Here is a 12145-nt window from a genome sequence, read left to right as displayed (position 1 = left end):
AAGACAAGACTTTCCATAACGGAAAGTGGGGAAATCATGGCTGAGGGGCAAGAACGAATCGACAAGCTGACCGCCGCGGAGCGCCTGGCCTCCGCGGACCAGGCCTCGAACAAGATGATCGCTGCCGGCACTTCTTCCCGGGCCACCCTCTTCGTGTACGTGGTGCTCGGGAGCACCGCGATGAGTCTTGAACATGTCCTTTCGCCAAAGATGGCTCTGGCGTTATTCGCGGTGGCTGTCGTTGCAGCCCTCGTGCACTACGTGATTATGCGCAGCCGCGCCACGGTGCGCCCTTTGCTCAGCAGCTCGGCAACCTACGGCTGGTACGCGTTCCTGGCGTCAATGATCGTGATGTGCCTGCGCTTTTGGGTCGCCGAGGACCCTTGGAGCATCGGTGCGAAACTAGTCGTCTCCTGCACCGCCTTATGGCATTTGCTTTCCGCCGCGCAAACGGCATGGGACAAGGACCGTGTGCAAGATGCCCAGGAAATGGCGGTCTAGCCAGGTGAACAATTCGCAGATCCCCTCGGAGCGCGAAGCCGCTTCCCAACTCGCCACGGCCGAAGAAGCCGCGAGCGGCACCGTCAGCGCCACCGAAGCCCCCGGGGCATTCATGATTGCCCTGGGCATCGTCACGTCGGCAATCTTTTCGCTCTACGGAGTCATCGACATCGCCCTTTGGTACTGGTCGCCGGTGCTCTTTGTGCCATTGATCGCCTGGTACGCCTACTGGTCGCGCCAGCGGCCCAAGTCCCGTTCTGCATTGCGGCACTCGGGCAAATACATCGCTGTCATGCTGTTCATGATGCTCGCCCTGCAATTGTGCACCTTCTGGATTCCCCAGACTTGGCTGTTCGCGATACCCAAATTCCTCGCATTGGCCGCTGCCTTCACCGGTTCCCTGTGGATCATGCGCCGCGAAACCATCAAATCCCGCATCAAGGATGGAAATGAACAAGCCATCTAGCAATGCGCAATTCGACGAGCTGATCCATGCACCCATCCGGCTGCGCATTTGCGCCAGCCTCGCCCCGGTGCAGTGGGCAGAATTCGCGCACCTTCGCGGCATCCTCGATGTCGCCGACTCCGTCTTGAGCAAGCACCTCAAGCAGCTCGCCGATGCCGGGTATATCGGCATCGAGCGGTTCACCAAGCTGGGGCGCAGCCATATGCGCGTTTCGCTGACCAAATCCGGACGCCGGGCCTATGTCAGCCATGTGGCGGCCCTGCGGGAGATCACGGCGGGCGGATAATGGCCGATCTTGTCGTTCGCAGACCGTAGTATCGATTCCATGAGCGATGTCCTGTCCCGGTTCGGCGCAGCCACCCGCAAGTGGTTCACCGACGTCTTCTCCGCGCCCACCGTTGCCCAGAGTGGCGCCTGGGAATCCATCTCGGACGGGAAGCACACCCTGGTCATCGCGCCTACCGGCTCGGGCAAGACCCTGGCCGCGTTCCTCTGGGCGCTGGACCGGCTGCACCATGCGGAACTTGACGCTCCAGCATTGCCGGGGATGGACTCCGATGCCGATCATCCAACGGGCAATGGCACCAAGGTGCTCTACATTTCTCCGCTGAAGGCCCTCGGGGTCGACGTGGAGCGCAACCTGCGTTCTCCGCTCGCTGGCATCCGCGCCACCGCGCACGAAATGGGCTTGTCCCAGCCGTCGGTGTCGGTGGGAGTGCGCTCGGGAGACACCCCGGCCAATGACCGGCGCAAGCTGCTCAAGGACCCGCCCGAAATCCTGATCACCACGCCCGAGTCGCTGTACCTGATGCTCACCAGCCAGGCACGCAAGACCCTTGCCGAGGTGCACACCGTAATCATCGATGAGGTCCACGCGATTGCCAATACCAAGCGCGGAACCCATTTGGCCCTGTCACTGGAACGGCTCGACGCGCTGCTGCCCGCCCCGGCCCAGCGCATCGGGCTCTCTGCCACCGTCGAGCCGCCCGAAGAAGTGGCCCGCTTCCTGGCCGGATCCGCCCCGGTGAACATCGTGCGCCCGCCGTCCACCAAGAAATGGGAGTTGGCGGTGCGCGTCCCGGTGGAAGACATGACCGACCTGCCTTCCGCGGCCGGAGCGCATGATCTGAGTCCGGGTTCCTCCCCCGCGGCATCGGCGAGCATTTGGCCGCATGTGGAGAACCAGCTGGTGGATCTGGTGCTGGACAACCATTCGACCATCATCTTCGCCAACTCCCGCCGGCTGGCCGAGCGGCTGACCGGACGGCTGAACGAAATCTACGCCGAACGCGAGGGATTCAGCGCCGAGGATGCTTCCACCTCCACCCCTGCCGCGATGATGGCCCAGGCCGGTTCCACCGCTGCCGCGCACCCGGAAGCTCCGTTACTGGCCCGTGCCCACCACGGCTCGGTGTCCAAGGATTCGCGCGCCCAGATCGAGGAAGACCTGAAGCTGGGCAAGCTGCGCGCCGTGGTGGCCACCAGCTCCCTGGAACTCGGCATCGACATGGGACTGGTGGATCTGGTGATCCAGGTCGAATCCCCGAACTCGGTCTCCTCGGGGCTGCAGCGCGTGGGCCGTGCCGGGCACCAGGTCGGCTCGGTCTCCCGGGGCGCTTTCTTCCCCAAGCACCGGGCGGACCTGCTCTCCACCGCCCTGGTGGTCACCCGCATGCGCCAAGGAGCCATCGAGAAGATGGTGATCCCCGCCAACCCGCTGGATGTGCTGGCGCAGCAGACCCTGGCCGCGGTGGCCATGGACGACTTGGACGTAGAGCAATGGTTCGACACCGTGCGCCGCGCCGCCCCCTACCAGCAGCTGCCGCGCAGCGCCTATCTGGCCACCTTGGACATGCTCTCGGGCAAGTACCCTTCGGATGAATTCGCCACGCTCAAGCCGCGGCTGATCTGGGACCGGGATGCCGGTACCCTCACCGCCCGGCCCGGGGCGCAGCGCCTGGCCGTGATTTCCGGCGGCACCATCCCGGACCGCGGGCTGTTCGGCGTTTTCCTGGCCGGATCCGAGGATGACAAGGCGCCCAAGCGCGTGGGCGAGCTGGACGAGGAAATGGTCTACGAATCGCGCGTCGGAGACATTTTCGCCCTCGGGGCGACCAGCTGGCGCATCGAGGACATCACCCACGACCGGGTGCTGGTCACCCCGGCCTTCGGCCAGCCCGGAAAGCTGCCCTTCTGGCACGGCGACGGGCTGGGACGCCCGGTGGAACTCGGGGCGGCGCTGGGCGAATTCACCACGAAGCTGCTGGCCAGCGAACGCACCGAAGCGGCCGAAGTGCTGCACGGCAGCGGGCTGGATCCGTTCGCCGCGAACAATCTGCTCAACTACCTGGACGAGCAGCGCCGGGCCACCGGCCAGGTGCCCAACCACCAGAATTTCGTGATCGAGCGCTTCCACGACGAGCTGGGCGACTGGCGGGTCATCCTGCACTCCCCGTTCGGCTTGGCCGTGCACGCCCCGTGGGCGCTGGCCGTCGGCGCGCGGGTCCGCGAACGCTGGGGGCTGGACGCCTCGGCGATGGCCGCCGACGACGGGATCGTGCTGCGCATCCCCGCCATGGACGATGAGCCGCCCGGGGCGGATCTCTTCGCCTTCGAAGCCGACGAGATCATCGAGGTGGTCACCTCGCAGGTGGCCAATTCCGCGTTGTTCGCCTCCCGCTTCCGCGAATGCGCCGCCCGCGCGCTGCTGCTGCCGCGGATCAACCCGACCAAGCGCACCCCGCTGTGGCAGCAGCGCCAGCGTGCCAGCCAGCTGCTGGATGTGGCACGCAACTACCCGGATTTCCCGATCATCCTGGAAACCGTGCGCGAATGCCTGAATGATGTCTACGATCTGCCGGCACTGTCCAGGATCCTGTCCAGCATCTCCTCGCGGGCCATCCGCCTGGTGGAAGTGACCACCGAGCTGCCTTCGCCCTTCGCCCAATCCCTGCTTTTCGGCTACGTGGCGCAGTTCCTCTACGAATCCGACGCGCCGCTGGCCGAACGCCGCGCCGCCGCCCTGAGCCTGGATCCGGTGCTGCTGGGCGAATTGCTCGGGCGCAACGACGTGCGCGAGGTGCTGGACCCGCAGGTCATCTCGGCCTTGCAGGAGCAGCTGCAGCATCTGGCAGCCAACCGCCGGTTGGCGGGCATGGAAGGCGCTGCGGACCTGCTGCGGCTGCTGGGTCCGCTGGATGCCGGGCAGCTGGCCGCCAGGCTGCGCGATCCGGCCGATGACGAAGCGGCGCTGGATCCTGCCAGCGCCCGGGCCCACGCCGAGGCCTTGGTCTCCACGCGCCGGGCTTTCACCTTGCGCCGCTCCGGCCAGCTGGTGTACGCGGCCATCGAGGATGCCGGCAAGCTGCGCGATGCGCTGGGCACCCCGCTGCCCACCGGCATCCCGGCGGCCTTCCTGGAGCCTGCCACCGCTCCGATCCAGGACCTGGTCTCGCGCTTCGCCCGCACCCACGCCCCGTTCACCCTCGGGGAGCTGGCCGCGCAGCTGGGACTGGGCGTCGCGGTGCTGCGCCCGGTCCTCGACCAGCTGGTGGCCGCCGGCCGCTTGTCGCTGGGGGCCTTCCGCCCGCTGGAGCTCGTCCCCGAAGGCGTGGCCGGCGACGAATACTGCGACGTGTCGGTGCTGCGCGCCATCCGCACCCGATCCCTGGCGGCGCTGCGTGCCGAGGTGGAGCCGGTGGACCAGGACACCTACGGTCGCTTCCTGCCGGCCTGGCAGCAGATCGGTTCTTCGCTGCAGGGAGCCGACGGCGCCTATGAAATCGTTGCCCAGCTCGCGGGCGCCGAGGTCCCCGCCTCCGCTTTGGAGTCCTTCATGCTCCCGGCCCGGCTGAGGGGCTACCAGAATTCCTGGCTGGATGAGCTGTGCAGCTCCGGGGATATCCTGATCTGCGGTGCCGGAGCCGCCGGCGGCAAGGACGGCTGGCTGTCGCTGCACACCGCCGAGCATGCAGCGCTGAGCCTTCCCCAGCCCGATGCCAGCGCGCTGCAAGCCCTGGACCTGCGCGTGCTCCAGGCCTTCGAGTCCACCGGCGCCTACTTCGCCGAGGAGCTGGCCGGACGCATCCACCGCAGCGATGAGCCGGCGGCCAGCAGCCACGAGGTCGCCGAATCCTGCTGGAGGCTGTTCTGGGCCGGGTACATTTCACCGGATACCATGGCGCCGATCCGCGGCTACCTGGCCGGCGGAAGCACCGCGCACAAAATCGCCAAGCCCGCCCCGCGGGCCCGCGCCGCACGATTGAACCGGCTCTCCGGGCTGAACCGGCTGGCCCGGGAACAAGCCGGCGGGCCGGCGCGCGGCTCGCGCGGCGCGGCCCGCTGGTCGCTGCTGCCCGCACCGGTAGCGGACCCCACGATCAGCGCCCACGCCACCGCGGAAATCATGCTGGAACGCTACGGGGTGCTCACCCGCGGCTCGGTGGCCGCCGAGTCGGTGCCCGGCGGCTTCGGCCAGCTCTACCGGGTGCTCTCGAAGCTGGAAGAAGCTGGCCATGCCCGGCGCGGCTACTTCGTCGAGAAGCTCGGCGCCGCCCAGTTCTCCACCTCCACCACCATTGACCGGCTGCGCGGATTCCAGCTGGCCGATGACCCGCGCCGACAGCCGGTGGCCACGGTGCTGGCTTCCACCGACCCGGCGAACCCCTATGGCGCGGCGCTGGCTTGGCCTGCGACCGAAACCGGGCACCGCCCCGGGCGCAAGGCCGGCGCAATCGTCGGGCTGCTCGACGGGGCCCTGAGCCTCTATCTGGAGCGCGGCGGGCGCACGGTGCTGACCTTCGGGCAGCTGCCCGAGCCGTCCTGGCGCATCCTCGCCACGGCGATGGTCGCCGCGCTGCGCACCGCCCAGGTCGACAAGATCGCCATCGCCACGGTCGACGGGCAGCCGGTGCAGGACCATCCGGTCGGCGCCGCCCTGCTGGGCGCCGGTTTCTATGCGACGCCCCAAGGCATCCGCTTCCGCCGCTGACCCGCTATCGAAGGAGCGTTGCCCATGCCCGAAGGCGATACCGTCTACCGCGCCACCGCCCGCCTGCACCAGGCGCTGGCCGGCGAAATCCTGCTGGCCTCCGATTTCCGCGTCCCGGCCCTGGCCACCGTGGACGTCGCCGGGTACACGGTGCGCGAGGTCGTCCCCCGGGGCAAGCACCTGCTGATGCGCCTGCAGCCGCCGGCTACTGCGAACCCGGCCTTCGCCCAGCCTGCGCTGACCTTGCATTCGCATCTGCTCATGGAAGGGCGCTGGGATCTCTATGGGCCAGGCGAACGCTGGAAGCGCCCGGCGCATACCGCCCGGGTGGTGCTGGAAACAGCAAACGCCAAGGCCGTGGGCTTCGAGATCGCCCAGGTGAAACTGCTGCCAACCGAACAGGAGTCCGAGGTGGTCGGCCATCTGGGACCCGACCTGCTCGGGCCGGACTGGGATGCGCAACGGGCGCTGGACAACCTGCGCGCCGATCCGCAGCTGGGCATCGGGCAAGCGCTGCTGGACCAGCGGATCATGGCCGGGGTGGGAAATGTCTACCGCAGCGAGATCCTGTTCCTGCGGCGCGTGCATCCGCTCACCGCGGTGGGCGAGGTGGCCGGCCTGCCGGCATTAATCGAACTGGCTCACCGCTTGCTGGTGGTGAACAAGGACCGGTCGCGGCGGGTGACTACCGGGCAGCCGCGCACCCGCGACCCGCTGTGGGTCTACGGCCGGGCGTCGAAGCCCTGCCTGCGCTGCGGAACCCGCATCGGGCTGCTGCGCATTCCCTCGGCTTCCACCGGTGCTGAACGGGACTGCTACCTGTGCCCTTCCTGCCAGCCAGCGGCCTAGGCGGCGGGGCGCGGCTGCAAGCCTAGAGGTCGACTTCGCCCTGCACGCAGCTGTTCACGTCGCCTCCCACCCAGACCACGCCGTCCTCCACGCGCAGATGCACCCGGCCCTGGTACCCGATCGCGGTGCCTTGGGCGGCGATGTAGCGTTCGGGAGCCAACCCGGAATCGGCCAGCCACCGGGCCAGGCCCGCATTGAGGCTGCCGGTGGCCGGGTCTTCCCACACTGGGTCCCCGCCGACGAAAGCACGCACTTCGAACTGCGTGCCGGCCCCTGGTTCCTGCGGACCTGCAACCCCGATGGCCAGCGTGCCCAGGGCGTTGGGATCCGGGTCCAAGGCCAGTACCTGCTGCGCACTGGAGAGCCTCACCCCGATCCATTCCGGGCCGTTGACCAGCCATGAGGCATCCTGGATCTGCTCCCGGGGAATCGCCAGTACCTCGGCGATGCGCTGCACCAGCAATTCGGCAACCGGTTCGTAGCGGGTCAGCGGCGGTGCAGCGAACCATAGCCGTTGCGGCTCAACGCGCACCTCCACCAGCCCGGCGGCGCATTCCTGGATGACCCGTCCCTTCTTCTTGGGAACCCCGCCGGCCTTCAGCCAGGCAAAGGCCGAGCCCAGCGTCGGGTGGCCGGCGAAGGGGAATTCCTGGGTGGCAGAGAAGATCCGCACCCGGTAGTCGGCGGCCGGATCCTCCGGTTGCATCAGGAACGTGGTCTCGGCCAGGTTGGTCCACTTGGCAAATCCTTGCATCTGCCCGCTGGCCAGGCCTTCTGCATCGTGGACCACAGCCAAGGGGTTGCCCAGATATGCAGTGGGAGAAAAGACGTCGACTTCGCTGTATTTACGCATGGCCATCGAACCAACCTAGCAGACCGCGGCCTGCGCGGTCCTGGCAAAGATGGGAGAATAGCCCCTATGGCTATGGAATCCCCGCTTCCCGTGCGCAACGGCGTCAATGCAACTCGTCTTCGCCTCCCGCGGACCGGTTCGTGGGCAACTGTCGCAGATTATTTGCTTGAGCGCTTCGGCCATGTGGATCCAGAGGGCATCCTGCGCCGCTTCGATGATCAGCAGATCGTTGGCTTGGGCGGCACTCCGCTCACCCGCCAGACGCCCCTGGGCGAGCACGAATTCATTTGGTACTACCGTTCCCTGCCGGTAGAAACTCCCATTCCCTTTGAAGCCAGGATCCTGCACCAAGACGAGCATCTGCTGGTCGTGGACAAGCCGCATTTCCTCCCCACCACACCCGGCGGACGCTTCATCCAGGAATCCGCGCTGGTACGCCTGCGCAACCAGACCGGCATCGATGATTTGGTGCCGATGCACCGGCTGGACCGGGCCACCGCCGGGGTCATTCTTTTCGCGGTGAATCCGGCGACCCGCGGCGATTACCAGATGCTCTTCGAACGCCGCGAGATCGCCAAGCGCTACAAGGCGGTGGTCGCCCTGCAGCCGGGCGAAGGCCTGGAAACTGGACGGGTGCTGCATCCAAATGGGGAGCATTCGCAGGTCAAACCGGAATCCGAGCTGCGTGGCCTGCTGCAGCGGATGCCGCTGCTCTTCGAGAACCGGATGGCCAAGGTCAAGGGCCAGCTGCGTTCCATTGTGGAAGAAGGGGAGCCGAACGCCCAGACCCTGGTCAAGCTCGAGGCGATCGGGACGAGCACCGGTTTCCATGCCGGGCTGGAGGTCGCCTTGATGGATCTGGAACCGCGATCGGGCAAGACCCATCAGCTGCGAGTGCACCTGGCTTCCTTGGGCCTGGGCATCATTAATGACGCGTTCTATCCGCGGCTGTGGGATCTGGCCCCGGATGACTACCGGCGCCCGCTGCAATTGCTGGCGCACACCATTTCCTTCACCGATCCGCTGACCGGCCACGCGCGCAGCTTCAGCTCGCAACAGCGGCTACTGGAAGCGCCGTCGGTCCCATAACCCCTTCTCACGGGGGAAGAATTGCCCTAGGCTGGTGCCTATTATCCCGTGACCCGTAAGGATGAAGGCAAGATGGCCGAACACCAGCGGACCCCGCAACTCGATTCCCTGGTGGAGTCGGCCCAGTCTGCCATTGCTTCGGCGGCAGAACGGTCCTCCTTCGTGTTGCCCTACGCGGCGCCGGATCATCGCCCCAACCCTGCAGTGGAACCTTTCGACACGGTCCGCGGCTACCTCTTGGGCGCTTCGGGCTTATTGCTGCTGCTGACCTCGTTGGCGTTGCCCTCCGGCTTGCATGGACGCGCGCCGTCCAGCCTGCTGGATACCAGCCTGGTGCATTCGGTGTTGTGGCCGGCAACTGCCATCGCGCTGGTCCTGAGCGCCGCGTTTTCGCTGCGCCGCGATCAGCTTTCGGCGCTACGCCAGCGAATCATTTCCGTTTATTCGATCCCGGCCACAGCGATGATGGCCTGCGCCATCACCCTGGCCTCCGGGTTCTTGGCCATCAGCGCTGCCATCCTGGCAACCATCGCTTCGCTGCTGTCCCTGTACGGCGTGCTCCAGCTGAACAGGAATACTGCGCGAAACCGCTTGGAGCGCTGGGCAACGGATGCCCCGGTAAGCTTCTTTGCCGGTTCCAGCTTGGTCTATGCCCTGCAGCTCTGGTTTGCCGCCGCCGGATGGAATGACGGTGGGCAGGGACTTCCTGCTGTGGTGGTGGCGGCCGGAATTTCAGTGGTTGCCGCCGCCTTCGCCCACTCGGAGCGCGGCCGCCACGCCTTTGCCAGCGGCTTCGGAATCTGCATGATCGCCGCTGCCATCCAGGGCTGGCTCAATGGGTCCGCACCGCTGTGGGTCTGCGCGGTCTGGATCTTCATGGCCTTGCTGGTCTTCCTGATGGCCGAGAACCGCCGGTTCCAGATCAGCCATGCCGAGCACCGTGCGCAGCGCGGCAAGCCCATAGAGTTCTAGGGCTGGCCGCACCCCGCCACGGTTGCCTAGCGTGGCGCCATGCGGATGGCTCCATCAAGGCGAATGGTTTCGCCGTTGAGCATCGGGTTGGCCACGATGTGCTCCACCAATGCCGCGTATTCTTCCGGACGTCCAAGACGCGAAGGATGCGGCACCTGGGCTCCGAGCGAGTCCTGGGCAGCCTGCGGCAGGCCGGCCATCATCGGCGTGTGGAAAATGCCCGGTGCGATGGTCATGACGCGGATCTGGTGGTTCGCCAGCTCGCGAGCCAGCGGAAGGGTCATAGCCGCTACTGCTCCCTTGGAGGCCGCATAGGCCGGCTGCCCGATCTGGCCGTCAAAGGCCGCCACCGACGCGGTGTTGATGATGACCCCGCGTTCGGTGGTTCCCTGCTCATCGCTCAGCGCTTCGCTATGCGCCATGGCTTCTGCGGCCAGGCGGATCACGTTGAAGGTGCCGTTGACATTGATGTCCAGCACCTTGGCGAAGCGCTCCAGCGGCAGCACTCCCTCGCGGCCCAGCACCTTGCCTGGTGTTGCCACACCGGCGCAATTGACCAGCACCCGCAGGGTGCCAAGTTCCTTGGCACGTTCGATGCCGGCAGCCACCTGCTGCGCGTCAGTGACATCAGCTGGCACGAAGCGGACATTCGCGCCGATCTCGGCGGCGATTTCATCGCCATCCTCACGCGGCAGGTCGAGTACCACCACATGCCTGGCCCCGGTGGCCAGCTTCTGCGCCGTGGCGCGTCCCAATCCCGATAGGCCGCCGGTGACCAGAGCGACTGAATCCTGCAACTGCATGTTTACCCCTTTGTAGACAGTGGTCTTGTGATCTACATTACTGGCCAGTTGCGTGGAGGCGAAGAATCTTGCCCGCGGGCATGGAAAAACCGCTGGACCCCGCGATGGGATCCAGCGGCTCTTGCACTGTCCTGCAGCCTAGTGGCTCGGAACCGTCGCAGGCTCGGCTTCGACTCCAGCCGATTTCTTCTTGCCGCCAAGCAGGAAGCCGATCACCACGATGCCGACGCTGCAGCCGGCACCGATCAGGAAGCCAGGCTGGAAACCTTCGACCGAAGCGGTCAACGGATCGCTGCCAGCCGCGATCTTCGCGGCGGTGGATGAGGCGACAACGCCAACCAGCAGGGCGGTGCCCATGGCGCCCGCCAACTGCTGCAAGGTCGAGAGCAGGGCCGAACCGTGCGAGTGCAGGCTGTGCGGCAGCGGGTTCAGCGCAGTGGTGAAGGCCGGGGTGAAGATGAAGGCCAGGCCCAAGCTCATCACCAGGTGCATGACAACCAGCAGCCAGATCGGAGTGTCCACATCCAGGACCACCGCGTAGCCCAGCAGCGAAACCAGCAGCACCAGGGCGCCGGGAACGATCAGCGGACGGGCGCCGACCTTGTCGTAGAGCTTTCCGACCAATGGCGCCAGGACACCCATCAGCAGACCGCCCGGGAGCATGATCAAACCGGTGGTCAGGGTTTCAATGCCCAACACGTTGGTGAAGAACATCGGCAGCAGGATGATCACGCCGAACAGCGAAATCATCGAGAACATCATCAGCACCAGCGAAAGGGTGAAAGCCCTGTAGTTCAGCGGACGCAGATCCAGCAGCGCCTTGTCTTCCTTCTGCAGGTTCAGCTGCAGGAAAACGAAAGCGAGCAGGCACAGAATCGCGCCAACAAGGATGCCCAGGTTCAGCGGGGTGACGCCAACCGACAAGCCGCTGAGGCCGTAGACCAGGCCGCCGAAACCCGGGATGGCCAGAATCAGCGAAGGAATGGACAGCGGCGTCGAGGCGCCGTCAACGTCCTTGGACAGTCGAGGGGTGCCGATCAGCAGAGCCGCTACCGCGATCGGGATGATCACGATGAACATGAATCGCCACGACAGGTACTGCAAGATCAGTCCGGATACCGTCGGGCCGATGGCCGGGGCTACGGAGATCACGATGGAGACATTGCCCATCAGCACGCCGCGGCGCTCAGCCGGGACCAGATGCAAGATGGTGGTCATCAGCAGCGGCATCATGATGGCGGTGCCGCTGGCCTGGATCACGCGGGCCACCAGCAGGACGCTCAGGCCCGGCGCGAGGGCAGCCAGCAGGGTGCCCAGAGTGAACAGGCCCATGGCCAAGACGAAGACATTGCGGATGCTCATCCGCTGAAGCAGGAAGCCGGTCATTGGAATGACCACGGCCATAGTCAGCATGAAGATGGTTGACAGCCACTGAATCGCGTCAGCGGTGACATTGAATTCATCCATCAGAACAGGCAGGGCCACGTTCATGATGGTCTCGTTCAGGATGACCACGAAGCTGGAAACAATCAGCACCGCAATCGTGGTGAAGTTCTGTTTGCTCAGTCGTTCTGGAGCGTTCGTCACGGCAGGAATCTGCTTCCACGAGGATTCGGAAAAAG

Annotated in this window: 10 protein-coding genes; 7 read left to right on the top strand and 3 right to left on the bottom strand. The window is 66.0% G+C overall.

Annotated elements, in window-relative coordinates; translation table 11 throughout:
* The first annotated feature begins 36 nt into the window (after positions 1 to 36).
* The 5 genes from ACWICV_RS16080 to ACWICV_RS16060 are packed head-to-tail and all read left to right on the top strand — an operon-like array spanning position 37 to position 6806.
* Positions 37 to 501, top strand: a complete 465-nt coding sequence (locus ACWICV_RS16080) for a hypothetical protein (protein WP_454091331.1) — start codon at positions 37 to 39, stop codon at positions 499 to 501.
* Between the two features lie 4 nt (positions 502 to 505).
* The gene (locus ACWICV_RS16075; protein ID WP_365943054.1) at positions 506 to 967 is read left to right on the top strand and encodes a hypothetical protein; all 462 of its coding nucleotides are present in this window, start codon (positions 506 to 508) and stop codon (positions 965 to 967) included.
* Positions 951 to 1253, top strand: a complete 303-nt coding sequence (locus tag ACWICV_RS16070; protein ID WP_105658582.1) for a transcriptional regulator — start codon at positions 951 to 953, stop codon at positions 1251 to 1253. The genes ACWICV_RS16075 and ACWICV_RS16070 overlap by 17 nt, the downstream gene beginning before the upstream one ends.
* 39 nt (positions 1254 to 1292) lie before the next feature.
* The gene (locus ACWICV_RS16065) at positions 1293 to 5957 is read left to right on the top strand and encodes an ATP-dependent helicase (protein WP_454091330.1); all 4665 of its coding nucleotides are present in this window, start codon (positions 1293 to 1295) and stop codon (positions 5955 to 5957) included.
* Positions 5958 to 5981: 24 nt separating this feature from the next.
* A complete protein-coding gene (locus ACWICV_RS16060; protein WP_365943052.1) occupies positions 5982 to 6806 on the top strand; it encodes a DNA-formamidopyrimidine glycosylase family protein in 825 nt (274 codons plus the stop codon).
* 22 nt (positions 6807 to 6828) lie between these two features.
* On the opposite strand, the gene ACWICV_RS16055 is transcribed toward ACWICV_RS16060, so the two are convergent.
* Positions 6829 to 7665 carry a PhzF family phenazine biosynthesis protein gene (locus ACWICV_RS16055; protein WP_332594857.1) on the bottom strand — a complete coding sequence of 279 codons (837 nt, stop codon included), beginning with the start codon at positions 7663 to 7665 and terminating at the stop codon, positions 6829 to 6831.
* A 60-nt stretch (positions 7666 to 7725) separates the two neighbouring features.
* Here ACWICV_RS16055 and ACWICV_RS16050 point away from each other — a divergent pair, with 60 nt between their 5' ends.
* On the top strand, positions 7726 to 8748 hold the full coding sequence (locus ACWICV_RS16050) for a pseudouridine synthase (protein WP_105658586.1): 1023 nt from the start codon (positions 7726 to 7728) through the stop codon (positions 8746 to 8748).
* Positions 8749 to 8796: 48 nt separating this feature from the next.
* On the top strand, positions 8797 to 9720 hold the full coding sequence (locus tag ACWICV_RS16045) for a hypothetical protein (protein ID WP_454091329.1): 924 nt from the start codon (positions 8797 to 8799) through the stop codon (positions 9718 to 9720).
* A gap of 26 nt (positions 9721 to 9746) precedes the next feature.
* On the opposite strand, the gene ACWICV_RS16040 is transcribed toward ACWICV_RS16045, so the two are convergent.
* Positions 9747 to 10523: an SDR family NAD(P)-dependent oxidoreductase gene (locus ACWICV_RS16040; protein WP_332594860.1), complete on the bottom strand. Its 777-nt coding sequence runs from the start codon at positions 10521 to 10523 to the stop codon at positions 9747 to 9749.
* Positions 10524 to 10661: 138 nt separating this feature from the next.
* The gene (locus tag ACWICV_RS16035) at positions 10662 to 12110 is read right to left on the bottom strand and encodes an MDR family MFS transporter (RefSeq protein WP_365943050.1); all 1449 of its coding nucleotides are present in this window, start codon (positions 12108 to 12110) and stop codon (positions 10662 to 10664) included.
* Between the last annotated feature and the right edge of the window lie 35 nt (positions 12111 to 12145).

The sequence above is a fragment of the Glutamicibacter sp. NPDC055354 genome (assembly GCF_053644955.1).
Note: the sequence above shows the minus strand (reverse complement) of the source record. Positions and strands in the feature narration are given on the sequence as shown.